Here is a 24,872-nt window from a genome sequence, read left to right on the forward strand (position 1 = left end):
CCGTCACTTGACGGAAATGCTTGGCCCGCCCTCGACCGCCAGCACCAGCCGGCGGTTGGTGATGCGCGCCAGCTGCGCCAGACGCCCGGCGGGTCGTTCGCCATAGAGGTCGGCAAGCGACGCCGGCAGCACCAGCGCAAGCGCACCGTTGCCGCGGCTTTCCCATTTCAGCCGCGGCATGACCCCGGGCATCGCCGCCGTCAGCAGGTAGACCACACGCATCATTGCCGCCAGCGCACGGGCGCGCTCGAGCATGCGCGGCGGCGCCAGGGTCTTGATCTCGGGCGCGATCGCATCGTTGAAGATGCCGTCATGGCGATAGGCGTTGGTCAGGGCCAGATAGGCGCGGCCAGGATGGTCGACGCCGATAAAGGACGCATGCGCGATGATGTTGAGCGACTGCTGGCCGCGATATTCGGGATGCGCCCGCCAGCCGATATCGGCAAGCAGGCAGGCGGCGTGGCGGTAGCGCGCCTCATCCACCGTCTCGTCGATGCCGAAGGCCTTGAAAGCCTTGTCCGTCCAGTCGACGAGGTCATGCGCGTGATGGACCGAGCGCGAGCGCAGCAGCGCCAGTTCCTCCGCCGCGGAGATCAGCGGATCCGCCTTCTGCTCGGCGGCGTCGAGCAGCGAATAGAGGAAGCCTTCGCGCACGCCCTGCGCCGAGACGACGATCTTCGAGGGCTGCATTGCCGCCATGATTTCCTGCAGCACGACCGCACCGTAAGGCAGCAGCGAGCGGCGGTTCTTGGAGACGCCTTCGATGCCCTTGACCTTTTCGACCTCGCCCTTGGCCACCTGCCTGAGGAAGTTCAGGGCGCTGTCGGCGGCGATCTCGTAATGATGCATGACGCCGAGCGGGTAGTTGGTCATTTCCATATGGAGCCGGGCGAGGTTTCGCCAGGTTCCGCCGACGGCGTAGAACACCCTGCCCTGCCCGCCCTTCAAAAGCTTCGCCCGCGCCAGTTCCTGGCGCGCGATCTTCTGCGCCTGGACGAGAGAGTTCTTCGCCATGTCCTGCAGGCGCAGGCCGCCGAGCGGCAGCGTGATACCGTCGCCGATCGCCTCGCCATTGATGTCGACGAGCTCCAGGCTGCCGCCGCCAAGGTCGCCGGCGATGCCGTTGGCCGGATAGAAGCCGGAAATGATGCCAAGCGCCGAATAATGCGCTTCCTGGCGGCCGGAAAGCACGCGGATCTCGGTCTTCAGCACATCCTCGGCGCGGTGGATGAAGTCCGGGCCGTTGACCGCCTCGCGCGCGGCCGCGGTCGCCAGCACATAGATGTGCTCGGCGCCGGCTTGATCGGAAAGCGCGCGAAAACGGCGGAACTCCTCCATCGAGCGCGTCACCGCCTCGGGATCGAGCTTGCCCGTCGAAACGATGCCGCGGCCGAGGCCGGCCAGCATCTTTTCGTTGAACAGCATCGTCGGCGAGCGCGCCAGCCCTTCATAGACGACGAGGCGGATCGAGTTCGATCCGATGTCGATGATCGACAGCGGCCGCCGGTCCTGGAGCCGGCCCTGCGAGACTGAAATCACGCGGCGGCGTTCTTCTTGCGGCGCTTGAACTGTGCAATGCGCCTGGGCGCATGCGATTTCAGCGCGTCACCCCGTCCGGAAAGGCTCGGATTGGTCATGAAATATTCCTGCGCGTTGAACGGTTCCTCGCCCTCCTCGAGCGCAGCGCGCCGGGAGGTGCCATCAGCCAATACGTCGAAACTTTGCTGATTGTCCATGATGTTGCCGAGCATGATCTGGCCAAGCACCTGTTCATGCACAGTCGGATTGGTGATCGGCACCAGGGTCTCGACGCGGCGGTCGAGATTGCGCGGCATGATATCGGCCGAGGAGATGTAGACGATCGCTTCGTCGGACGGCAGACCGTGGCCGTTGCCGAAGCAGTAGATGCGGCTGTGCTCTAGGAAGCGGCCGACAATCGACTTCACCCTGATGTTCTCGGAAAGACCCGGCACCTGCGGCCTCAGGCAGCAGATGCCGCGCACGACGAGATCGATCTCGACGCCGGCGCGGCTGGCGTCATAGAGAGCGTCGATGACGGTCGGATCGACGAGCGCGTTCATCTTCATCCAGATACGGGCCGGCCTGCCCTCGAGCGCATGGGCGATCTCCTCGGCGATGTGCCTCAGGATGCGGTCGCGCAGCGTGAACGGCGACACCGCAAGACGCATCTCCTCGGCAGGCTCGGCGTAGCCGGTGATGAAGTTGAAGATCTGCGCGACATCGCGCGCGATCGTCGGGTCGGTGGTGAAGAAGGACAGGTCGGTGTAGATGCGGGCGGTGACCGGATGGTAGTTGCCGGTGCCGAGATGCACGTAATTGCGCAGCCGGCCGTCCTCGCGGCGGACCACCAGCGACATCTTGGCGTGGGTCTTCAACTCCAGGAAGCCGAACACGACCTGGACGCCGGCGCGCTCGAGGTCGCGCGCCCAGCGGATATTGGCCTCTTCATCGAAGCGCGCCTTGAGCTCGACGAGCGCCGTCACCGACTTGCCGGCCTCCGCCGCGTCGATCAACGCCCGCACGATCGGGCTGTCGTTCGAGGTGCGGTAGAGCGTCTGCTTGATGGCGACGACTTCCGGATCGGCCGCCGCCTGGCGCAGGAACTGCACCACGACGTCGAAGGATTCGTAGGGGTGGTGGACGATGATATCCTTCTCGCGGATGGCGGCCAGGCAGTCGCCGCCATGCTCGCGGATGCGCTCGGGAAAGCGTGGGTTATAGGGCGTGAATTTGAGGTCGTCGCGCGGGATGGCGACGATCTCGGAGATCTGGTTGAGCGCCAGCGGCCCGGTGAGCACGCTGATGCGGCTCGACGACACTCCGAGCTCGCCGGCGACGAAGTCGCGCAACTCGGCCGGCATCAGCGTGTCGAATTCGATGCGGATGACGGAGCCGCGGCGGCGGCGCTTCAGCGCCGTCTCGAACAGGCGAACGAGGTCTTCCGATTCCTCCTCCACCTCGATATCGCTGTCGCGGATGATGCGGAACGTGCCCGAGCCCTTGACCTCATATCCAGGGAAGAGCTTGCCGATATACAGGCCGACCGCTTCTTCCAGCGGGATGAAGCGGACATGATGCTTGCGGTCGGGCAGACGGATGAACCGCCGCAGCGCCACCGGCAAGCGCAAGAGCGCGCTCATCTCCTCGCCGTTCTTGCGGTGGCGCAGCTGCAGCGCCATTGAGAAACCGAGATTGGGGATGAACGGAAACGGGTGCGCCGGGTCGATCGACAGCGGCGTCAGCACCGGGAAAACCTGACCCTGGAAATGCTCCTCCAGCCAGGCCTTCTCGTCCTTGGTCAGGCCGTCGCGGGGGATGCTTTCGATGCCTTCCTTGTTGAGCAGCTCCATCAAGACCGACAGGCTCTTCTGCTGGTCTTCCTGCAGGCGCTCGACCTCGCGCAGCAATTGCTCCAACTGCTGCTCAGGCGTGCGGCCGTCCGGGCTCTTCAACGCGATGCCCTCGCGCACCTGACCGGCGAGGCCGGCGACGCGCACCATGAAGAACTCGTCGAGATTTGCGGCCGAGATCGACAGGAAGCGGACGCGCTCGAGCAGCGGGTGATGCTCGTTCAGCGATTCCTCGAGCACCCGGCGGTTGAACTGCAGCCAGGAAAACTCGCGGTTGACGAAACGGTCTGGATTGCCGCCGTCCGGGCTCGCCGCCTCGACGGTGATGAACTCGCTCTGCACCGGCTTCAGTTCGTTCATGGTTCCTGCTCTTGGCCACAACGTCGTTCTTTGAGCGCCATACGCCGCCGGACGCGCTATGCACGCTCTAACACGCTCTTATGACGCATGATGTCACGGAATCGCTTCGTTTCCGGTCTCATGCGCTTAACCGGCTCAACTTATCCTCTGCCAGGCTTTTGCGACAGTTTCATTTCATCGATCTTGCAAACCGGCCGGTTATGATCCAGATGCAAACGGGCCGAACTGAAGGAGACGACGATGGCAGGCGGTACCATTCCCCATTTCCAGAACGACGCGGGCCATCCGGCGATCGATATCGGCGTCAAGGAATTCATGTGCACCGGCGCCAATCCGCCTTTCGACCATCCGCATGTATTCCTCGACATGGGCGACGACAATGAAAAGGTCTGCCCTTACTGCTCGACGCTCTACCGCTATTCGCCGAAGCTGAAGGCGACGGAAACCGAGCCTGCCGGCTGCCTCTATATCGACCAGGCCGCCTGATCGCGGATCTGGGTGACCGCTAGACCATGGAGGAGGCGCGGTCCCGGCAGGTCGTCATCGCCGGGGCCGGTATCGCCGGACTGACGGCAGCTCTTGCCTTTGCCGAACACGGCCATGCCGTCACGGTGCTGGAACAGGCCAGCCAGCTCGAAGCGGTGGGCGCGGGCATCCAGCTTTCCCCCAACGCCACCCGTATGCTCAGTCGGCTCGGCGCGCTCGACCGGTTGCGGCTGAGCGCGATCCGCCCGGAAGCGGTGGTGCTGAAGGGCGCTGCCACCTTGCGCGAACTGGCGCGCGTGCCGCTCGGCCAGGCCGGCGAAGAGCGTTGGGGCGCGCCCTATCTGGTGGCGCACCGCGCCGACCTGCAGGCGGCGCTGACGGCGCGGATGGCGGAGCATCCTGAAATCCAACTCGTCACCGGCGCGCGGGTAACGGACGTCGCTGTTCACCCGCAAGACATCGCCGTCGCCGCCGAAACGGATGGCGGCAGCATCGAGGCCGCCGGCGGCCTGCTGATCGGCGCGGACGGCGTCTGGTCGTCGGTTCGCAGGCTGCTTGCGGGTCGAGAGCCGGCCTTCGGGAAGAACCGCTTCTCGGGCGAGCTGGCCTGGCGCGCAACGGTTGCAGCGACAAGCGCCGCCGGCCAGGCTTTTGCAGCAATCGCCGCCGGCGACTGCATCACCGCCTTCCTGCATCCCGGCTTCCATATGGTCGCCTATCCGGTGAGCAAAGGCAGCGCCTTCAATCTGGCCGCCTTCACCAAGGGCGAGCGCATCGCCGAAGGCTGGTCCGGCCATGCCGATCCCGCCATTCTCGCCAGCGCTATGCGCGGCACGTCGCCCGCGCTGGCGAGACTCGCCGCGCTCGCCGGGCCTTGGACGGCGTTTCCGATCCACACCGTCGAGCAGGCTCGCTGGACGATGCCGCAGGTAGCCCTGATCGGAGACGCGGCGCACGCCATGACCCCGTTCGCGGCGCAGGGCGCGGCGATGGCGATCGAGGATGCCGCGACGCTCGCCGATCTGGTCGCCGACTTCCCCGGCGATCGGCGGCAGAACCTCTCCACATGGGAAAATCGCAGGCGCCCGCGCATCGAGAAGGTGATCAGACGCGGCGCGCTCAACCGCCTGGCCTGGCACGCATGGGGCCCGGTTGCGATCGCGCGCAACCTGGTGTTGGCGACGCGGCCGGCGGAGAAACTCGCGGGAGATTTGGACTGGCTCTATGGCTGGGAGGAGCGGAACAGGCGGTGAGGCGTTCGCTGCAGCGGTGTCCTGCACGACCGCCAATGCTACCGCGCCTCGACAACTATGGAAGGCGAGACCGGCAGCGCGCTTCACCAACCGGTCGCTCAAAAGCCCCGGCCGTTGGCGGCCGGGCTTCTCGAATTGGCGTCAGAAGCTCAGTGCAGGATCTGCGACAGGAACAGTTTCGTGCGCTCATGGCGCGGATTATCGAAGAACTCGGCCGGCGTGTTCTGCTCGACGATCTGGCCCTGATCCATGAAGATCACCCGGTTGGCGACCTTGCGGGCAAAGCCCATCTCGTGGGTGACGCAAAGCATCGTCATGCCTTCTTCGGCAAGGCCAACCATCGTCTCCAGCACTTCCTTGATCATTTCCGGGTCGAGCGCCGAGGTCGGCTCGTCGAACAGCATGATGCGCGGGTTCATGCAGAGCGAGCGGGCGATCGCCACGCGCTGCTGCTGGCCGCCGGAGAGCTGTCCAGGATATTTGTTGGCCTGCTCCGGGATCTTGACGCGCTTCAGGAAATGCATGGCGATTTCCTCGGCCTGCTTCTTTGGCGTCTTGCGCACCCAGATTGGCGCCAGCGTGCAGTTCTCCAGGATTGTCAGATGCGGGAACAGGTTGAAGTGCTGGAACACCATGCCGACCTCGCGGCGCACCTCGTCGATCTTCTTCAGATCGTTGGTGAGTTCCTTGCCGTCGACGATGATCTTGCCCTTCTGGTGCTCTTCCAAGCGGTTGATGCAGCGGATCATGGTCGACTTGCCGGAGCCGGACGGACCGCAGATGACGATGCGCTCGCCGCGCATCACCTTGAGGTTGATGTCCTTCAGCACATGGAACTCGCCATACCATTTGTGCATGCCGACGATGTCGATGGCGACATCTGTCGTCGAGATGTGCATCTTCTTGGCATCGACCTTGAGGTCTTCCGCGCTGACGGCGTTTTCGGTGGCCATGGCCAATTCCCCTTTTTATCGTTTGTAGCCGGTGTCCAGCCGGCGCTCGGTGTACATTGAATAGCGCGACATGCCGAAGCAGAACAGCCAGAACACGAAGGCGGCGAAGATCAGGCCGGACTTCGGGGTCTGCGGCGTCGCCCAGTTGGGATCGGAGAAATTCTGCTTGACCACGCCGAGCAGGTCGAACATCGAGATGATGAGCACCAGGCTGGTATCCTTGAACATGCCGATGAAGGTGTTGACGATGCCGGGAATGACCAGCTTCAAGGCCTGCGGCAGCACGATCAGGCCCATCTTCTGCCAATAGCCGAGGCCGAGCGAATCGGCGCCCTCATACTGGCCCTTCGGGATCGCCTGCAGGCCGCCGCGCACCACTTCCGCCATATAGGCGGCGGCAAACAGCGACACGCCGATCAGCGCCCTGAGGTACTTGTCGAAGGTGACGCCCTCGGGAAGGAAAAGCGGCAGCATGACGCTGGCGAAGAACAGCACGGTGATCAGCGGAATGCCGCGCACCGTCTCGATGAAGACGACGCACAGCCATTTGACGATCGGCATCTGGGAGCGACGGCCGAGCGCCAGAGCGATGCCCAGGGGCAGCGACACGGCCATACCAACGAAGGAGAGACTGAGCGTCACCAGCAGCCCACCCCAGCGCGAGGTCTCGACATGCGGCAGGCCGAACACGCCGCCGACCAAAAGGAAGTGGGCGACGACCGGCAGCACGAGGAAGAGCAGGATGGCGTTCAGCCCCTTGCGCGGCACGCGCGGGATCAGCATAGGCACCAGCAACACCACGAACAGGATGGCGACCAGGATAGGCCGCCAGCGTTCCTCGATGTGATAGGTGCCGAACATGAACTGGCCGAACTTGGCGTTGACGAAAGCCCAGCAGGCGCCGGTCCAGCCGTCGGGCTGGATGCCGCCTTGCGAGACGGTGGCGCAGACCGTGCGGTCCGGCCCGGTCCACACTGCGTTTATGAAGGCCCAGTTGATGACCTGCGGCAGGATCCAGGCGACTATGGCGATGCCGAGGATGGTCAGGATAGTGTCGCCAACCGAGGCGGTCAGGTTCTTGCGCACCCAGGCATAGGCGCCGCGCTCGCCAGGAGGCGCCGGCTGCGCCAGCGTCATCTCGGTGCGCACCCAGGACATGTCGTGTTCCTGCATGGCTCTACCTCTCCACCAGCGCCATTCTGGCGTTCACCACGTTCATCACCGCAGAGGTGACGAGGCTCAGCACCAGATAGGCGATCATCATGAGGAACACGCCCTCGACCGCTTGGCCGGTCTGGTTGAGCACCGTGCCGGCGGTGGCGGTGAGATCGGGGTAGCCGATGGCGATCGCCAGCGAAGAGTTCTTGGTGAGGTTCAGATACTGGCTGGTAAGCGGCGGGATGACGATGCGCATCGCCTGCGGGATCACCACCAGGCGCAGGATCGGCCCGGAGCGTAGGCCGAGTGCAGCCGCCGCTTCGCTCTGGCCTTTGCTGACGCCCTTGATGCCGGCGCGCACGATCTCGGCGATGAAGGCGGCCGTGTAGAAGGAAAGCGCCAGCAGGAGCGACAGGAACTCAGGCTTGATCTGAAATCCGCCTGTCAAATTGAAGGTCGACTGCTTCGGGAAGTCGAAGGTAAGCGGCATGCCGGCGAGCAGGAAAGCGAGCACGGGTAGTCCGACGATCAGGGCGACCGAGGTCCAGAACACCGGGAATTGCTGGCCGGTGGCCATCTGCCTTTGGCGGGCCCGATATGCGACAAACCACGCCATGGCCAGCGCTACGACAAATGCAACCAGGATCAGCCAGGAACCTTCGCTCCAGATGCCGCGCGGAAAATAGAAGCCGCGCTGGTTGAGGAAGGAGCCGAACGGCAGGTGATAGCTCTCGCGCGGCGGCGGCAGCACCGCGAGCACGCCCGAATACCAGAAGAAGATGACCAGCAGCGGCGGAATATTGCGGAAGATCTCGACATAGACCGTGCAGATCTTACGGATCAGCCAATTTTGCGATAGCCGGCCGATGCCAATGATGAAGCCGACTATGGTGGCGAGGACAATGCCGGCGGCGGCAACGATGATTGTGTTGAGCAGGCCGACGATAAGCGCACGGCCATAGGTTGCGTCCGACGTGTAGGCAATCGGCGTGTCGGAGATATCGAAACCGGCCCTGTTCCTGAGGAACTGGAAGCCTGACGCGATGTGAAGGCGCTGGAGGTTCTCGATGACGTTGTTGACGATCCACCAGATCGAAACGAACAGAAGAATTACGACCAGCGTCTGAAAGAACAGGGCGCGTATTTTCGGGTCATTGATGAAGGAGCCGCGACCCGGCTCCTGCCGAAGGATTTCCTGCGAAGCCATAGACGATCCCCTGAAAAGAGAAACCGGGAGGCAGACGACCTGCCTCCCGGATCACATTTCAATCAGCGAACCGGCGGACCATATTGCAGGCCGCCCTTCGTCCACAGAGCGTTGATGCCGCGCGCGATCTTGAGCGGGCTGCCCGAGCCGACATTGCGCTCGAACATTTCGCCGTAGTTGCCGACCGCCTTGATGATGTTGACAACCCAGTCGTTGGAGAGGCCGAGATCGGCGCCGTACTTGCCATCGGGCTCAGTGCCAAGGAGGCGCTGGATGTTCGGATCGGTCGACGACTTCATCTCCTCGACATTGGCCTGCGTGATGCCGGCTTCCTCGGCATTGAGCAGCGCAAAATACGTCCACCGCGCGATATGGGCCCATTGATCGTCGCCCTGGCGCACGGCCGGACCGAGCGGTTCCTTGGAGATGATCTCGGGCAGCACGACGTGGTCGGCGGGCGAGGAGAGCGTCAGGCGGATGCCGTAAAGGCCGGACTGGTCGGTGGTGTAGGCGTCGCAGCGGCCGGAATCATAGGCGGCGTTGACCTCTTCCAGCTTCTCGAACACGACGGGGTTGTACTCCATCTTGTTCTTCTTGAAGTAGTCGGCGAGGTTGAGCTCCGTGGTGGTGCCGCTCTGCACGCAGACCGCGGCGCCCGAAAGCTGCAGTGCGGAGTTCACACCCGGCAGCTTCTTGGCGTTGATCATGAAGCCCTGGCCGTCATAATAGGTGACGCCGACAAAATCGAGGCCGAGCGCGCTGTCGCGGTTGCTCGTCCAGGTGGTGTTGCGCGAGAGGATATCGATCTCGCCCGACTGCAGGGCGGTGAAACGCTCCTTGGCGCTGAGCGGCGTGAACTTGACCTTGGAGCCGTCACCGAAGACGGCGGCCGCGACGGCGCGGCAGAAATCCGCATCGATGCCCTTCCAGTCGCCCTTGTCGTCCGGCGCCGAGAAGCCGGCGAGGCCGGTCGAGACGCCGCACTGGATGAAGCCCTTCTGCTTGACGGTGTCGAGCGTGCCGGCCGAAGCGGCGGACGCCATGAGCCCGAGCGCGGCGGCGCCAAGCATGCCCAATGCAATGTGTTTCATGACCCACAGACCCTTTTCTGTTACAGGCGCCCCTAATTGCAGGCGACGCTTGATCTTTTTTCGTTTGTGAATGCAGCTCCCACTTGGGCCCGCTCCCGGACCCGCATCGTTTCGCCGATGCACTGCCTCCCATTCACGAAACGCATCGAAGGCGATTATTCCTGTGAGGTCAAGGGAAATGACCGAATTGCGACACGTTTGAAAACCGATTGCCGCAAATCACCGAATTGCAGCCAAAAGCGCCCGCAAATTGGCCAAGAGCTGCAGCCGGGACCGGCAAGTCCGGCGCCATCGAAATTTTGGCCATTACCTGAACTCCCGCCTCTTACTACTTGTTGGCGGCAATGGAAGGACTGGCGTGATTCGTAGCGAAGAAAGGCGCGCCAGGCTGCCTCCGGCGCATCGTCGCCGGAAGCCTGCAAAGAGCACGAAAGATGAGCCGGCGACCTCTCATTTGGCCCAGCCAAACACCATCGCTTGGCGGGTTCGCAGCGGTTGCGCGACCAGTTCCATGGCTCTATGGCTGAGCCCCTGACACACTGCGACGAGCGACGAACTATGGGCGACGAGCGACGAACTATGGCGACAGACGGCAGCAACATAGGCATCAACACGCGGCTTGCCCATTCCGGCAACAACCCGCGCGACTATTTCGGCTTCGTCAATCCGCCGATCGTGCATGCCTCGACGGTGCTTTACCCCGACGCCGCCTCGATGGCCTCGCGCAGCCAGAAATACACCTACGGGACGCGCGGCACGCCGACGATGGATGCGCTCACGCTCGCCGTCGATGCGCTGGAAGGGTCGGCCGGCACGATCGCCGTGCCGTCGGGACTGGCTGCGGTGACGATTCCCCTGCTCACCTTCGTCTCGGCCGGCGATCATGTTTTGATCGTCGATTCGGTCTATCACCCGACGCGGAATTTCGCCGATACGATGCTGAAGCGGCTCGGCATCGAAGTCGAATATTACGATCCGCGCATCGGCGCCGGAATTGCATCGCTGATCAAGCCCAACACCGAGGTGGTGTTCACCGAGTCGCCGGGATCGAACACCTATGAGGTGCAGGACATTCCGGCGATCGCCAAGGCGGCGCATGCGGCAAACGCGCTCGTCATGATGGACAACACCTGGGCGACGCCGCTCTACTTCAAGCCGCTCGACCACGGCGTCGACATCTCGATCCATGCGGCAACCAAATACCCGGCCGGCCATTCGGACGTCCTGCTCGGCCTGGTCTCGGCCAATGAGGCTTGCTGGAAGCAGCTCTATGAAGGGTTCTGCACGCTGGGCTGCTGTTCGGGCCCGGACGACATCTACCAGACGCTGCGCGGCCTGCGCACCATGGGGGTGAGGCTGGAGCAGCACCAGAAGAGCGCGCTCGAAATCGCGCGCTGGCTGGAGGAGCAGCCGAGCGTGGCGCAGGTGCTGCATCCGGCGCTGCCGAGCCATCCCGACCATGCGCTCTGGAAGCGCGATTTCTGCGGCTCGAGCGGCGTCTTTTCGATCGTTCTGAATGGCGGCGGACAGAAGGCGCAGCACGCCTTCCTCAACGCGCTGACCATCTTCGGCCTCGGCTACTCCTGGGGCGGCTATGAGAGCCTTGCGGTGCCGGTTTTCCTCGGCGACCGCACCATCGCCAAGGGCTCCTATGCCGGGCCGCTGATCCGCCTGCAGATCGGGCTGGAAGACGTCGAGGACCTCAAGGCCGACATCCAGCGCGGCCTCGCCGCCGCGGCCGAGGCCTGAGCGACGGGCTAGAGCCGTTGCCAAACTGAATCCGCGGACGGCCTAAGACCTTGGCGCGATTGAGAAAGCCGAGGCCGCTGGCGGCATCTCGCAGGCGATCCGCGCTGCAATAATATTCTCTCCAGCCGCGAATATACGGATTGGTTTGGCTTCCAAATCCGTGGCTTCGGCGGCATTTCGGGCAGCGCAAATTCCACCATTCGACAGTTCAAGCCATTTCGACCTGGGGCTGCCATGGCGTTCCGCCTCTTCGTTCCGATCCTTGCCGGCGCGACGCTGCGCGAGCGGCTGCTTGCCTGCATCGGCGCGACCATCGGCATCGCGCTGACCGGCGTGATCAGCGGGCTCGCCATGGGCAACGGACCGCATGTGGCGATGCTGGTGGCGCCGATGGGCGCGTCCGCCGTGCTGCTCTTTGCCGTTCCGTCGAGCCCGTTGGCGCAGCCCTGGTCGATCATCGGCGGCAACACGATCTCCGCGCTGGTCGGCGTGACGGTGGCGCATTTCGTGCACAACCCGGTGATCGCCTCCGGGCTGGCGGTGGCGCTGGCGATCGCCGCCATGTCGTTTACGCGCTCACTGCATCCGCCGGGCGGTGCGGCAGCCCTCACCGGCGTGCTTGGCGGGCCGGCCGTGATCAGCGCCGGCTTCCTGTTTCCCTTCGTGCCGGTGGCGCTGAACTCGATCATATTGGTGACGCTCGGTTTCCTGTTCCACAAGCTGTCGCGGCGCAACTATCCGCATGTGCCTCAGCCTGCCGCCAACAGCCACGGCACAGCCGACCGGCCGCCGGCGGAGCGCGTCGGCTTCCGGCCCGAGGATGTCGATGCCGCCCTGGCGGCACTCGACGAGACCTTCGACATCGACCGTGACGACATCGAAAGGCTGCTGCGCCAGGTCGAGCTGCAGGCGATGGTGCGCGCGCATCGGACGCTGCTCTGCCGGGACATCATGTCCCGCGACGTGATCTCGATGTCGGAGAACGCCACCGCCGACGAGGCGCGCAAGCAGCTTCTCGACCACAATATCCGCACCCTGCCGGTGGTCGACGCCGACGCGAGGCTGGTCGGCGCCGTCGGCCTGCGCGAACTGACGCAAGCGACCGACACCGTGAAGGGCGTGATGTCGAAGGCCGGCACGGCCTCGCCCGAGACGCCAGCGATGAGCCTGCTGCCGCTGCTGACCGACGGGCGCAGCCATGCGGTGGTGATCGTCGACGCCGGACGGCATATTCTCGGACTCATCACCCAGACCGATCTGCTTGCTGCCGCCGCCCGCGCGCAGGCTGCAGACAGGCCGCCGCTGAAAGCTGTAGCATAGCGCGCGACTGGATCGGGAAAATCCGGGAACCTTTTGCCGGCAGGCGCGTCCAATTGCCCGGATGCAACGCATGTTGGGAGATCGGGGCGCGATGATGAAGTCAGCAAGTCAGGCCGCCGCGGTTTCGGCGGCGGAGGCCGGCGAGATGGCGTTGGTGCACCGGGCCCTGGCACGGGACCCGGGCGCCTTCCGCTTGATCATCAAGACGCACAACCAGCGGCTCTACCGCATCGCGCGCGGCGTGGTGCGCAACGACGCCGAGGCCGAGGACATCGTGCAGGAAGCCTATATGCGCGCCTTCGCCAGCCTCGACAGCTTCCGCGGCGATGCCTCGCTCTCGACCTGGCTGTCGCGCATCGTCATCAACGAGGCACTCGGCCGGCTGCGCAAGAAAAAGCGCATCGTGGCGATGCCTGAAAACCCTGACGCGCAGATCATCCGGTTTCCGTTGAATTCAAATGACTTGAACCCTGGCGACGATCCGGAGCGGACAATGGCGCAGCGGCAGATCCTCGGGCTTGTCGAGCGGGCGACCGACAGCCTTCCCGATGTCTATCGCACGGTCTTCGTCGCCCGCGTCATCGAGGGATTGAGCATCGAGGAAACCGCCGACCTGCTCGGCATCAGGCCGGAAACGGTGAAGACAAGGCTGCACCGGGCGCGTGCCTTGGTGCGCAAGGCGCTGGACGACGAGATCGGCCCGGTGCTGCTCGACGCTTTTCCTTTCGCCGGCCGGCGCTGCGAACGGCTCACGCAGGCGGTGATGAAGAGGCTGGGGTTCGAGGCCTGAGGCGCGTTCAGATTTTGCGAAGCCCGCGTTGAGGATAGGCATCGCCGCCATCGCCTCGTCATCCTGGGCGTAGCAGGAGCAAAGCGACGCGCGCAGACCCTAAGATGACGAAGTGATGAGTATGTGTCCCGCGACTTTTCCCGGGAACGTTTCGCCCTCTCCCGCATCCAATGGCCGTCAACTGAGAATGAAGCCCGGTGCCAATGTGCCGGGCGAAGGAGATGCCATGTTTATCCGACCGACCGCAGCCCTCGCAGCCTTCCTCCTCGTCAGCGCAGCGCCGCTGGCTGGAGCCGCCGAGAAGCCGACCGACCCGCAGATCGCCCATATCGCCTATACGGCCGGCGTGCTCGACATCGAGGCGGCGAAGCTGGCGATCCAGAAGTCGAAAACCAAGGAGGTCGTCGACTTTGCCAAGGATATGGAGCGCGACCACGAGGCGGTGAACAAGCAGGCTCTCGATCTGGTGAAGAAGCTGAAGGTGAAGCCGGAAGACAACGCCACCAGCCAGGCGCTGACCAAGGCGGCGAAGGAAGAGCGCGCCAAGCTGGCAAAGCTCGAGGGCACTGCCTTCGATAAGGCCTATATCGAGAACGAGGTCGCCTATCACAAGCAGGTCAACGGCGCGCTCGAAACCCTGCTCATTCCTTCGGCCAGCAATGCCGAGTTGAAGAGCCTGCTCGAGACGGGGCTGAAAATCTTCCAGGGACATGAGCAGCATGCCGAGCATGTCGCCGGCACGTTGAAATGAGGGCGGGCGCGTTATCGCTGCTCGGCTCGCTGACGCTGGCGCTTGTCGCGCCGCCGGCGCTCGCCGCCACCATCGAGGTGACCATCGACAGGCTGGTCTACTCGCCGGCGAGCGTCGAGGCCAAGGTCGGCGACACGATCGAGTGGGTGAACAAGGACGTCATCGCCCACACCGCGACAGTGAAGGGCGGCTGGGAGGTGATGATCCCGCCGAAAGCGAAAGGCAGGATCACGCTCAAGCAAGCGGGAGCGGTCGACTATTTCTGCCGCTTCCATCCCAACATGAAGGGGCACCTCAACGTGGCGCCCTAGTCCGCCGCGGGATCGCGCCGAAGCGAGGCGCGCCGTGCCTCGCTGAGCCGGGTGACGTGCGTCCATGAGCCGTCATAGATGGGCTGGCGCCGCTCGATCCAGGCGCTGAGCCCTTCGCCGAGGTCGGCGGTCGGGGCCATGCGGGCGAACTGCTCGGCCTCGACCAGCAGGCCCTCGGCGATGCTAAGGCTGATGCCGCGCGCCACCGCGGTGAGAATGCCAGCCACCGCCGCCTGCGAATGGCGGATGATGCGGTTCGCAAGATCGAGCGCGGCCGGCATCAGCTCCTCATGCGGCACGACTTTGTTGACCAGCCCGAGTTCCAGCGCCCGCGCGGGCGAGAAAGGCTCGCCGGTAAGCAGCAGTTCGAGCGCGCGTTTGCGCCCGGCAAGCCTCGGCAGGCGCTGCGTGCCGCCGAAGGTCGGCGGCATGGCGAGTTTTATTTCCGGCTTGGCGAACAGGGCGCGGTCGCTGGCGACCGCCAGCGGCACCGCCTCGGTGATCTCGCAGCCACCGCCGAAGGCAAGGCCGTTGACGGCGGCGATGACCGGCTTGCGGAACGCTTCCAGCCGCGCCGTCAGCCGCTGGCCGCATGACGAAATCGCGCAGCGCGACATCCGTGCCTTCGGCCACGCTCAACGCGAATTCGTGGATGTCGCCGCCGGCCGAGAAGGCGCGCTCCCCTGCCCCGGTGAGGATCACGGCACGCACGGCATCGTCGGTCTCTATCCTGTCGAGGATCGCCAGCAGGCGGTCGATAAGGCCGTAATTCAGGGCATTGAGCTTTTCGGGGCGGTTGAGCGTCAGCACCGCGACGCGGTCGCGGATTTCGCAAAGCACGGGCTCGGTCATAGTGTTCTCCTTAGCCGTTCGTTTTTCTCCGCAATTCCGGACGGAAGCCGCTGCGCAGTTTCCTGGAATTGCTCTGTGGAACGGCTGCAAGGGATCAGCTTTCGGCTTGTTTGTATATTCACTAGTCGGTATACTTCATGGATGATCGAGAAGCCCAATCCAACCAGGAAACGCCTCGTCGACGCGGCGGCAAAACTCTTCTATGCCGAAGGCATCGGCCGCGTCAGCGTCGATGCCGTGGCGGAAAAGGCGGGGCTGACCAAGCGCACGCTCTACTACCACTTCAAGAGCAAGGACGAGCTGATCACGGCCTATCTCGACAGCCGCGACCAGCCGAACCTCAAGCAGATGGCCGGCTGGTTCGAGGCGGCGCAAGGCGGCGCGGACAAGAAGGTCGCGGCGATCTTCACCCATCTGGCGCGCGTGGCGCGGCACGTCAAATGGAAGGGCTGCGGCTTCCTGCGCACGGCCGCCGAACTCGCCGCGATGCCCGGCCATCCGGCGGTGAAGGCGGGCTCGCGCCATAAGAGCAATTTCGAGAAATGGCTGGCGGGCGAGCTTTCTAGCCATGGCGTGCGCGAGCCGAAGATGCTGGCGCGCGAGATCGTGCTTCTGATGGACGGCGCCTTTTCCAGCATGCTGATCCATCACAATCCCGACTACATCACCGCCGCCGGCCACGCCGCCGCGACGCTGGTGCGGGCGCGGATGGCAGCGGCGTAGACCTCGCCCGGCGTCCTGACCCCGTGGACCGCGACGGGCAATTCCGGCAGCCTCAGCCGCGCGCTGCCCCCTCCTCTGCCAGCAGCCAGTCGATCATGGTGGCGGCGGGCGCGGGCGGACGGTCCGGTGCGAGAATCGAGAGAGCGCGGCCGGTCGGCACGCGCAATTCGGGAAACGGCGCCACCAGCGAGCCGGCGGCGAGAGCGCGCGACACCAGCGCCTCATGCCCCATCAAAACGCCGGCGCCGTCGACGGCGGCCTGCACAGCCATGCTGTAGAGCGAGAATTCGGAACCTGTTTCGATCGACGGGCCTTTCACGCCGGCGACTTCGAACCAAAGGCTCCAATCCTCCGTCCAGGTGGTGTCCCAGAGCAGCAACTGCGAGGAAAGTTCGGCCGGCGTCTTCAATTGTCTGGCCAGCGCCGGCGCGCAGACAGGAAAGATGACATCGTCGCAGAGCTTGAAGGATCGGCCGGCGCCCGACCTGGTGAGGAAAATAGCGAGGTCGAAAGGCTCGCGCCGGAAGTCCGGCGGCTCTTCCAGCGCATGAATGGAGGGGCGCAGCGCCGGATGCGCCGCGCGCAAGGCCGGCAGCCGCGGCGCCAGCCAGAGCTGCGCGATCGAAGGCAATGCCGCGACGCTGACCTGCGGCCGGGGCGCCGAGATACGCAATTCCTGGACGGCGAGCCCCAAGGCGTCGAAGGCGGTGGAAAACGAGGGTAGCGCCGAACGCCCAGCATCGGTGAGGTGCAGGCCTTGCGCGTGACGCACGAAAAGCGGAGAGCCTAGCCAAGCCTCCAGCGCCTTCACCTGATGCGAGACGGCGGCGGGGGTCACGCCGAGTTCGTCCGCCGCCTTGGCGAAGCTTTCATGGCGTGCCGCCGCCTCGAAGGCCCTGAGAGCGTTGAGCGGCGGCATGCGCGGTCGCGGCGGATTGACGGCCATCTGCAGCTTTCCCAGTGCCGCGCCGCCTGCCATGACGGCGCGGCAATGCTTCGAGCGAAAGAACGGCGACCGCCTGCGCTCGCCTCCAGGACCTCAAGTCTATTTGAGGGCCACCGGAACGAGCTTGCCGTCGACCTTCCGCCACTCAAATACGACGAAGCCCGGCTGCTTGATATCCCCTTTGTCGTCATAGGAAATGGTGCCAAGCACGGTCGGGATGGCTGCTCCCGAATGGAGATACTCGGACGCCGCCTTCGGGTCGTCGACCTTTGCCTTGGCGATCGCCTCGGCGAGGATCTGGGTGGCGGCATAGGCGTAGAGCGTGACGGCTTCAGTGGGCACATTCTTCGCCTTCAGGTCGGCGACCGCGTCTTTGGCTTCGGGAAAGCTCGCCGGATCGGGGAAGGACGTCATCAGCGTGCCGGCCGCGCCATCGCCGCCGATGGCGCCGAACTCGCTGTTGGATATGCCGTCGCCGCCCATCAGGACCGTCTTGACGCCCTGGTCGTGCATCTGGCGCACGATGAGGCCGGCCTCTGTGTGCTGGCCGCCATAATAGACAAGGTCGGCGCCCGACTCCTTGATCTTTGCGACAAGCGCGCTGTAGTCCTTCTCGCCCGGGTTGATCTCCTCGCGCAGCACCTCCTTGCCGCCGCCGGAATTGTAGGCCTTGGCCATCTCGTCGGCGAGGCCCTTGCCGGCCGTCGACTTGTCGTCGACGATCGCGACCTTCTTGCCGGCAAAACGCTCGAGCACGAATTTCGCGGCGATGATGCCCTGCTGGTCGTCGCGGCCGCAGGCCCGGAACGCGTCCCATAGGCCTCGCTCAGTCACCATCGGGTTGGTGGCCGTGGGCGTGACGAAGAGCACGCCGTTTTCTGCATAAATCTCCGAGGCCGGAATGGTGACACCGGAATTGTAGTGGCCGACGACATAGTGCACGCCGTCGGCGACGAACTTGTTGGCGACCGACACGCCCTGCTTGGGGTCGGAGACATCGTCGCCGACCGAGACGCTGAGCTTCTGACCGAGCACGCCGCCATTGGCGTTTATGCGCTGGATCGCCGTCTCGACGCCGACGCGGTACTGCTCGCCATAGGCGGCGTTCGGCCCCGACATCGGGCCGGCGACGCCGAGCACGATATCCGCCCTGGCGACGCCGGCGGCGGCGGCCATCAGGGCAGCAGTCATCAATCGCAGAATCATGCGCATGGTCATTCCCCTTTGTTGAAGAAGGCGGGCTTCTCGCCCGCGGCCCTTGCTTTTGACGAAGCGGGCTCCCTGCCCGCGGGTTCAGGCGCTCAGCTGACGAAATGCAGCTTCGTGAACCGGCGCCGGAATGCACTCACATCCGCCGCGACATCCTCCACGGCATCGTTGCCACGCAGTCCCCTGGCGATGAGGGCGGCAAGCTCGGGCATGTCCTTCTCCGTCATGCCCCAGCGCACGATCTCGGGCGTGCCGAAGCGCAGGCCGTTCATGTCGCCATCGACCGCCGTGACCGGCAGGCCGATGCCGCAGGTGAGGATGTTTGCACGCCTCAGCCGCTTCGCCGCCGCCTGGCCGCCGCCGAACTCCGCCGCCTCGATGGCGAACTGGTGCGAGGCGGTGTGCCCCTTGGCGGTCGAGAACACCGGCAGGCCGCGCTCAGCCAGCGCGCTTGCCAGCGCCTTCGCGGTGCCGGCCATGGCGGCGGCATAGGCGCGGCCATGTCCCTTCCAGTCGAGCATGGTGATGGCCAGGGCGGCGGCCTTGGCGGCATCGAAATTGGCGGTCATGCCGGGAAAGGCTATGCGGTCGAGCTTTTCGGCGATCTCGGCGACGTTGGTGACGATCAGCCCGGAGGGCGGCCCGCCGAGGCTCTTATAGGTGCTCATCGTCATCAGATGGGCGCCCTCCTCCAGCGGCTGCTGCCAGGCCTGTCCGGCGATCATGCCGCAGAGATGCGCGGCATCGAACAGCACCAGCGCACCGACCTCGTCGGCGATCGCCCTGATTTCCTGGACGGGATGCGGCAGGAGATTGAGGCTGCTGCCGATGGTGATCATCTTCGGCCTGATCTTAAGGGCAAGCGCGCGGAGCCTCTCGACATCCACCGTGTAGCCGCCGGGATCAACGGGAGCGGCATGGATCTCCAGCCCGTACAGGCCGGCGCAGCCCGCCATATGATGCGTGACATGGCCGCCAATGGCCGGCGGCGGCGCGATGATCGCGTCGCCCGGCCGCGCCGCAACCATGAAAGCGTAGAGGTTGGCGATGGCGCCGGAAGGGACGCGGATCTCGGCGTATTTCGCGCCGAAGACTTGCGCCGCAAGGTCGGCGGCGATGACCTCGATGCGTTCGACGCCCTCCAGTCCCATCTCGTATTTGTCGCCGGGATAGCCGAGCGACGGACGCGAGCCGAGCCCGGCGGCAAGCGCGGCCTCCGCCCTCGGGTTCATGACATTGGTCGCCGGATTGAGATTGATGCAGTCGGCCTCGTGGATTTGCCGGTTGAGCGTGATTGCGCCCTCTATCGCGGCGAGCACGGCGTCGTTCCCCTGCCCGCTTGTGGCCGTCGCCAGCGCCTGGATAAAATCCTCGCAGTGCGTGGGAACCCAGGGCCTGCGGGCAAGAGCGGTCATCGAAGCCTCCCTGTTGCCGGATGCGATGTCCGGCTCGTCAGGGCATGGTGGAGGCTTGGCCGGCCGAGCGCAAACGAGTAGTTCTAGCGGCTAGGCTTAGAAAATTTAGGGGTAGGAATTAGGGCAATGCGCCTGACTTAGGTGGTGCAATGCAGGAAGCGGATGGTCATTATAAGGAGAGTCTTTATAACGGTCGATCTGATCATGACCACCAAGGGGAGACGATGCGCTACATACGTCCGCAATCAATAGAAGAGGCCGCCGGCCTGTTGGCCAGCGCGGCCGGCCCGGCCGCGATCCTTGCCGGAGGCAGCGACCTTCTGGTGAGGATGAAGGGAGGCTTCATCGAGCCCGAGCTGATCGTCGACATCAAGGCGATCGCGGGCCTTAGCGAAATCAAGGAAACGGCAGAAGGCTTCAGCATCGGCGCCGCGGTGCCCTGCGCGGTGCTCGGCGAGAACGCGGCGCTGAAGAAGGCGTGGCCGGGCGTCGTCGAGGCGGCCAAGCTGATCGGCTCGAAGCAGGTGCAGGGACGCTGCACAATCGTCGGCAATCTCTGCAACGCCTCGCCCGCCGCCGACAGCGTGCCGGCGTTGGTGGCTGCCGGCGCCGAGGCCGTGGTTGCCGGGCCGAACGGCAGGCGCACGATCCCCGTGGAAGCCGTGCCGACCGGACCGGGCCGTACCTCGCTGGCCAAGGGCGAGATCATCGAGGCGATCCTGCTCGACAAGCGCGCGCCAAATGCGGGCGACGCCTATCAGCGCTTCATTCCGCGCACCGAGATGGACATCGCCGTGGTCAGCGCCGGCGTGAACCTGACGCTCGGCGAGGCGGGCGCGATCAAGTCGGCCCGCGTGGCGCTGGGCGCCGCGGCGCCCACGGTGCTGCTGGTCGAGGAGGCGGCCGAGGTGCTCGTCGGCTCGAAGCTGGATGAGGCGACGCTGGAGCGGCTCGCCAAGATCTGCGCGGGCGCCTGCCGACCGATCGACGACAAGCGCGGCACCATCGAATTCAGACGGAAAGTTGCGGGTGTGCTGGCGAAGCGTGTCGCCACCACCGCCTATGAGCGTGCAGGAGGCAAATGATGGCCGGTGTAGCGGTTTCAACGACAATCAACGGCGATCACGTCGAATATCTTTGCCAGCCGGACGAGACGCTGCTCGACGTGCTGCGCGACCGGCTGGGACTGACCGGCGCCAAGGAAGGCTGCGGGACCGGCGACTGCGGCGCCTGCAGCGTCATCGTCGACAACCGGCTGGTGTGCTCCTGCCTGGTGCTCGGCGCCGAGGCCGAAGGCCGCCAGATCGAGACCATCGAAGGCATGGCGCATGGCGACCAGCTGCATCCGCTGCAGCAGAAATTCCTCGAGCACGCCGCCTTGCAATGCGGCATCTGCACGCCAGGTTTTTTGATTGCGGCGAAGGATCTGCTCGAGAAGAACCCCTCCCCGACCGAGGAGGAAATCCGCTTCGGGCTCGCCGGCAATCTCTGCCGCTGCACCGGCTATGACAAGATCGTGCGCGCCGTCCAGGACGCGGCAAACGTGATGAAGGGAGCCTGAGATGAATTTCGATCCGCGCTACTCGGGACGCAGCTTCTCATCTGTCGGCACGCGCCCCCTCCGCCCCGACGGCGTCGACAAGGTGACGGGACGCGCCCGCTACGGCGCCGACTTCAACATGGCCGGGCAGCTGGTCGGCCGTGTGCTTCGCAGCCCGCACGCCCACGCGATCATCAAGAAGATCGACACCTCGAAAGCCGAAAAGCTCGCCGGCGTGAAGGCGGTGATCACGGCGAAAGACCTGCCGGACCTGACCGATGGCGATGCCGGCATGTTCGACACCCTCGACAATTGCATGGCGCGCAAGAAGGCGCTCTATGACGGCCATGCCGTGGCCGCGGTGGCGGCGATCGATGCCCGCACCGCCAGGCAGGCGCTGAAGCTGATCGAGGTCGACTATGAGGTGCTGCCGCATGTGGCCGACGTCGACGAGGCGATGCAGCACCACGCCCCGCTCATCAACGATGCCATCTTCACCGAAGGGCTGGAGGAAAAGCCGGTCAAGCCGTCCAACGTCTCCAAGCGCACGCAATACGGCCATGGCGACGTCCACCAGGGTTTTGCCCAGGCCGATTTCGTCGTCGAGCGCTCCTTCAAGACCGAGCAGACGCATCAGGGCTATATCGAGCCGCATGCCTGCGTGGCGAGCGTCAATCCCGACGGCACGGCCGATCTCTGGGTCTGCACGCAAGGCCATTTCGTCTATCGCCAGCATTGCGCCCAGCTGCTCGGCCTCGAAGTCTCGAAGCTGCGCGTCACCTCTTCCGAGATCGGCGGCGGCTTCGGCGGCAAGACCCATGTCTGGGCCGAGCCGGTGGCGCTGGCCCTGTCGCGCAAGGCCGGCCGCCCGGTGAAGCTGGTGATGACCCGCGACGAAGTGTTCCGCGCCTCGGGGCCAACCAGCGCCACCTCGATCGACGTCAAGATCGGCGCGAAGAAGGACGGCACCATCACCGCCGCCGAAGCGACGCTGCGCTACACCTGCGGCCCCTATGCCGGCATGTGGGCGGAGATCGGGGCCATGACGGCATTCGCCTGCTACAAGCTGGAGAACGTCAAGACCGTCGGCTACGAGGTGCTGGTCAACCGGCCCAAGACCGCGGCCTATCGCGCGCCTTCGGCGCCGATGGCGGCGTTCGCGGTGGAAAGCGCTGTCGACGAGCTCGCCAAGAAGATCGGTATCGACCCAGTCGAGTTCCGCATCAAGAATGCGGCGCAGGAAGGCACCCGCGCCTCCTACGGCCCGGTCTACGGCCCGATCGGCATCGGACCGACGCTCGAGGCGGTCAAGGAGCACCCGCATATGCGCGCGCCGCTGGCTCAGAACCAGGGCCGCGGCATGGCCTGCGGCTTCTGGTTCAACTTCGGCGGCCAGACCTGCACCGACTTGAACATCGGCATGGACGGCACGGTGTCGCTCGCCGTCGGCACGGTCGACGTCGGCGGTTCGCGCGCGTCGCTGTCGCTGGTGGCGGCGGAAGAGCTCGGCATCGACTACAGCCAGGTGAAGGCGATCGTCGCCGACACTTCCAGCCTCGGTTACAACGACATGACCGACGGCAGCCGCGGCACCTTCTCCTCCTCGATGGCGACCATCTCGGCCGCCCGCAACGCCATCAAGGTGCTGCGCGAGCGCGCCGCGCAGATGTGGGACATCTCGGTCGACGACGTTGCCTGGGAAAAAGGCCACGCGGTCGCCAAGGGCGAGAAGCACGGCAATCTCGGCAAGCTGTCGGTGAAGGAGATCGCCGCACAGTCCGGCAAGACCGGCGGGCCGATCGCCGGCCATAGCGAGCTCGTCGCCGACGGCGCCGGCGTCTCCTTCGCCACCCATATCTGCGACGTCGAGGTCGATCCCGAGACCGGCTCGACCAGGGTGATCCGCTACACGGTGGTGCAGGATGCCGGCAAGGCCGTGCACCCGACCTATGTCGAGGGCCAGTACCAGGGCGGTGCCGCGCAAGGCATCGGCTGGGCGCTCAACGAGGAGTATATCTACGGCAAGGACGGCCGCCTGCAGAACCCGGGCTTCCTCGACTACCGCATCCCGGTGTGCTCCGACCTGCCGATGATCGACACGCAGATCCTCGAAATCCCCAACCCCAACCACCCCTACGGGGTGCGCGGCGTCGGCGAGACCTCGATCGTGCCGCCGCTGGCGGCGATCGCCAACGCGGTGTCGAACGCGGTGGGCGTGCGCATGAGCCACATCCCGATGTCGCCGCCGCGGATTCTTGCAGCGCTCGAGGCCGAACGGGAAGGCTAGCATGCTGAAAAGCGCGAAGCGGTTTTCAGCTCACGTCACGGTCCAATGAGGATCAGGCGATAATGGTCCAAGTCACGCTCTGGGGCTCGCTCAGCGCCGCCGCCGGAGGCAAGGACAAGCTCGACATCGAGGCCAAGGACATCAGGGAGCTGTTCCGCAAGCTTGCGGAACAGCATCCCGCGTTCGAACCCCTGCTCGATCGCGGCATCGCGGTCGCGATCGACGGGACGATCTATCGCGACACGTGGTCGAAGGAACTGCCGCCGGGGGCGGAGATTTTCCTGCTGCCGCGGCTGGCGGGTGGATAGGCGGAGCGGCGGACCGCCTTCGCCGGATTCGCGCTGAGCCTCACCCCTTTTTGACAGAGCCGGCAGTGACCTCATCCTTCTGCGCGGCAAAGGCTTCCAGGACCTCGGTCTTTTCGGCTTTCGGAACCTTGAAGCGGTCGAGCGTCCGCCCGAGTTCCGCTGCGACCTCGTCGAATTCGGCGGGAGAAATCTTCAGGTCCTTGTGGGCCTCCTCGAGGCCGAGCGGCGTCGCGCCCGGCTTGGTGGCCACGAACTTGAAGGGGCCGCCGGAAACATCGCACACCCACAGCGTACGCATGAACTTGAGGCCCGGCAGCCGTTCGAGGTTCTTGGTGTGCCATTTGCGCAGTTGCGGGTTCTTGGACTTCTTGCCGACGATGGGGTTTTTCACGACGGCGTCGCTGAAGTGATCGACCACGGCTGCGATGGCGAACACGCCTCCCAACCGATCGTATAGACTCTTGTCCGGCGCGGTCTGCTTGGTCTGCGCCAGCGCATCGCCGGCGGGCAATATGGCGGTCGACGCGGCCGCCACCGCCAGCACGGCGACGACGCTTCGTCTCGAAAGAGAGGTCGAAACAGCCGTTTTCATCTCCGGTACCTCCGTTGGGCCAGAGCCGGCCGCTCTGGCGGCTTCAATGCGTGATTGCGGGACATATGCACTTTGCCTCAAACGGCATCGTATGAGGAACTAACGAAACTGCGCCCGAAATATTCCTCCGGCGGACCGGCAGCCTGGGGTCTATTCACGATGGCTAAAATTTTGCGTGACGGAGACGGATACATAAACGG

General features: G+C 64.9%; 23 protein-coding genes and 1 pseudogene. 12 read left to right on the top strand and 12 right to left on the bottom strand.

Annotation, left to right across the window (positions count from 1 at the left end; genetic code table 11):
- Positions 1 to 3: 3 nt before the first annotated feature.
- Complete coding sequence (gene ppx / locus CK222_RS28085) at positions 4 to 1,539, bottom strand: exopolyphosphatase (RefSeq protein WP_095802564.1); 1,536 nt, start codon at positions 1,537 to 1,539, stop codon at positions 4 to 6.
- Positions 1,536 to 3,731, bottom strand: coding sequence for an RNA degradosome polyphosphate kinase (locus CK222_RS28090; protein ID WP_095802565.1), 2,196 nt, complete (start codon positions 3,729 to 3,731; stop codon positions 1,536 to 1,538). The genes ppx and CK222_RS28090 overlap by 4 nt, the downstream gene beginning before the upstream one ends.
- Before the next feature lie 240 nt (positions 3,732 to 3,971).
- Here CK222_RS28090 and CK222_RS28095 point away from each other — a divergent pair, with 240 nt between their 5' ends.
- Positions 3,972 to 4,217, top strand: a complete 246-nt coding sequence (locus CK222_RS28095; RefSeq protein WP_066997164.1) for a zinc-finger domain-containing protein — start codon at positions 3,972 to 3,974, stop codon at positions 4,215 to 4,217.
- A gap of 26 nt (positions 4,218 to 4,243) precedes the next feature.
- The gene (locus CK222_RS28100; protein ID WP_095802566.1) at positions 4,244 to 5,470 is read left to right on the top strand and encodes an FAD-dependent monooxygenase; all 1,227 of its coding nucleotides are present in this window, start codon (positions 4,244 to 4,246) and stop codon (positions 5,468 to 5,470) included.
- A 149-nt stretch (positions 5,471 to 5,619) separates the two neighbouring features.
- On the opposite strand, the gene CK222_RS28105 is transcribed toward CK222_RS28100, so the two are convergent.
- The 5 genes from CK222_RS28105 to CK222_RS32560 form a co-directional block, all read right to left on the bottom strand.
- Positions 5,620 to 6,423, bottom strand: coding sequence for an amino acid ABC transporter ATP-binding protein (locus CK222_RS28105; protein ID WP_066997155.1), 804 nt, complete (start codon positions 6,421 to 6,423; stop codon positions 5,620 to 5,622).
- 15 nt (positions 6,424 to 6,438) lie between these two features.
- Positions 6,439 to 7,596, bottom strand: a complete 1,158-nt coding sequence (locus tag CK222_RS28110) for an amino acid ABC transporter permease (protein WP_066997152.1) — start codon at positions 7,594 to 7,596, stop codon at positions 6,439 to 6,441.
- A gap of 4 nt (positions 7,597 to 7,600) precedes the next feature.
- Positions 7,601 to 8,788: an amino acid ABC transporter permease gene (locus CK222_RS28115; protein WP_095802567.1), complete on the bottom strand. Its 1,188-nt coding sequence runs from the start codon at positions 8,786 to 8,788 to the stop codon at positions 7,601 to 7,603.
- A 62-nt stretch (positions 8,789 to 8,850) separates the two neighbouring features.
- Complete coding sequence (locus CK222_RS28120; RefSeq protein WP_066997146.1) at positions 8,851 to 9,879, bottom strand: amino acid ABC transporter substrate-binding protein; 1,029 nt, start codon at positions 9,877 to 9,879, stop codon at positions 8,851 to 8,853.
- Positions 9,880 to 10,048: 169 nt separating this feature from the next.
- Positions 10,049 to 10,186: a hypothetical protein gene (locus CK222_RS32560; protein ID WP_164757251.1), complete on the bottom strand. Its 138-nt coding sequence runs from the start codon at positions 10,184 to 10,186 to the stop codon at positions 10,049 to 10,051.
- A 272-nt stretch (positions 10,187 to 10,458) separates the two neighbouring features.
- On the opposite strand from CK222_RS32560, the gene CK222_RS28125 reads away from it, so the two are divergent.
- The 5 genes from CK222_RS28125 to CK222_RS28145 all read left to right on the top strand — a co-directional run bounded on the left by CK222_RS28125 (position 10,459) and on the right by CK222_RS28145 (position 14,800).
- A complete protein-coding gene (locus CK222_RS28125; RefSeq protein WP_095802568.1) occupies positions 10,459 to 11,628 on the top strand; it encodes a cystathionine beta-lyase in 1,170 nt (389 codons plus the stop codon).
- 234 nt (positions 11,629 to 11,862) lie between these two features.
- Entirely contained in the window at positions 11,863 to 12,948 is a 1,086-nt protein-coding gene (locus tag CK222_RS28130; protein ID WP_095802569.1) for an HPP family protein, read from the top strand.
- A 94-nt stretch (positions 12,949 to 13,042) separates the two neighbouring features.
- Positions 13,043 to 13,738, top strand: a complete 696-nt coding sequence (locus tag CK222_RS28135) for an RNA polymerase sigma factor (protein WP_095802607.1) — start codon at positions 13,043 to 13,045, stop codon at positions 13,736 to 13,738.
- Positions 13,739 to 13,964: 226 nt separating this feature from the next.
- A complete protein-coding gene (locus CK222_RS28140; protein ID WP_066997196.1) occupies positions 13,965 to 14,489 on the top strand; it encodes a DUF4142 domain-containing protein in 525 nt (174 codons plus the stop codon).
- Positions 14,486 to 14,800, top strand: a complete 315-nt coding sequence (locus CK222_RS28145) for a cupredoxin family copper-binding protein (protein ID WP_095802570.1) — start codon at positions 14,486 to 14,488, stop codon at positions 14,798 to 14,800. Before CK222_RS28140 ends, CK222_RS28145 begins: the two co-directional genes overlap by 4 nt.
- Here CK222_RS28145 and CK222_RS28150 read toward each other — a convergent pair.
- Positions 14,797 to 15,652, bottom strand: a pseudogene (locus tag CK222_RS28150) (crotonase/enoyl-CoA hydratase family protein). The gene CK222_RS28145 and the pseudogene CK222_RS28150 overlap by 4 nt on opposite strands.
- Before the next feature lie 141 nt (positions 15,653 to 15,793).
- Here CK222_RS28150 and CK222_RS28155 point away from each other — a divergent pair.
- On the top strand, positions 15,794 to 16,375 hold the full coding sequence (locus CK222_RS28155) for a TetR/AcrR family transcriptional regulator (RefSeq protein ID WP_095802571.1): 582 nt from the start codon (positions 15,794 to 15,796) through the stop codon (positions 16,373 to 16,375).
- Positions 16,376 to 16,427: 52 nt separating this feature from the next.
- Here the strand turns inward: CK222_RS28155 and CK222_RS28160 are convergent, their stop codons facing one another.
- From CK222_RS28160 to CK222_RS28170, 3 genes are all read right to left on the bottom strand, one after another.
- Positions 16,428 to 17,321: a LysR family transcriptional regulator gene (locus CK222_RS28160; protein WP_245426294.1), complete on the bottom strand. Its 894-nt coding sequence runs from the start codon at positions 17,319 to 17,321 to the stop codon at positions 16,428 to 16,430.
- 99 nt (positions 17,322 to 17,420) lie between these two features.
- Complete coding sequence (locus tag CK222_RS28165; protein ID WP_095802572.1) at positions 17,421 to 18,539, bottom strand: branched-chain amino acid ABC transporter substrate-binding protein; 1,119 nt, start codon at positions 18,537 to 18,539, stop codon at positions 17,421 to 17,423.
- An 83-nt stretch (positions 18,540 to 18,622) separates the two neighbouring features.
- Entirely contained in the window at positions 18,623 to 19,945 is a 1,323-nt protein-coding gene (locus CK222_RS28170; RefSeq protein WP_095802573.1) for an aminotransferase class I/II-fold pyridoxal phosphate-dependent enzyme, read from the bottom strand.
- A gap of 224 nt (positions 19,946 to 20,169) precedes the next feature.
- On the opposite strand from CK222_RS28170, the gene CK222_RS28175 reads away from it, so the two are divergent.
- The 4 genes from CK222_RS28175 to CK222_RS28190 all read left to right on the top strand — a co-directional run bounded on the left by CK222_RS28175 (position 20,170) and on the right by CK222_RS28190 (position 24,080).
- The gene (locus CK222_RS28175; RefSeq protein WP_067324793.1) at positions 20,170 to 21,030 is read left to right on the top strand and encodes a xanthine dehydrogenase family protein subunit M; all 861 of its coding nucleotides are present in this window, start codon (positions 20,170 to 20,172) and stop codon (positions 21,028 to 21,030) included.
- Entirely contained in the window at positions 21,030 to 21,506 is a 477-nt protein-coding gene (locus CK222_RS28180; protein ID WP_066997187.1) for a (2Fe-2S)-binding protein, read from the top strand. Before CK222_RS28175 ends, CK222_RS28180 begins: the two co-directional genes overlap by 1 nt.
- Before the next feature lies 1 nt (position 21,507).
- Positions 21,508 to 23,772 (top strand): xanthine dehydrogenase family protein molybdopterin-binding subunit, encoded by a 2,265-nt coding sequence (locus CK222_RS28185; protein ID WP_095802574.1) that lies wholly within the window; start codon positions 21,508 to 21,510, stop codon positions 23,770 to 23,772.
- 62 nt (positions 23,773 to 23,834) lie between these two features.
- Entirely contained in the window at positions 23,835 to 24,080 is a 246-nt protein-coding gene (locus CK222_RS28190; RefSeq protein WP_066997117.1) for a MoaD/ThiS family protein, read from the top strand.
- Positions 24,081 to 24,120: 40 nt separating this feature from the next.
- On the opposite strand, the gene CK222_RS28195 is transcribed toward CK222_RS28190, so the two are convergent.
- Positions 24,121 to 24,624: a group 1 truncated hemoglobin gene (locus CK222_RS28195; RefSeq protein ID WP_245433324.1), complete on the bottom strand. Its 504-nt coding sequence runs from the start codon at positions 24,622 to 24,624 to the stop codon at positions 24,121 to 24,123.
- Between the last annotated feature and the right edge of the window lie 248 nt (positions 24,625 to 24,872).

This window comes from Mesorhizobium sp. WSM3866 (assembly GCF_002294795.1).
Taxonomy (GTDB): Bacteria; Pseudomonadota; Alphaproteobacteria; order Rhizobiales; family Rhizobiaceae; genus Mesorhizobium.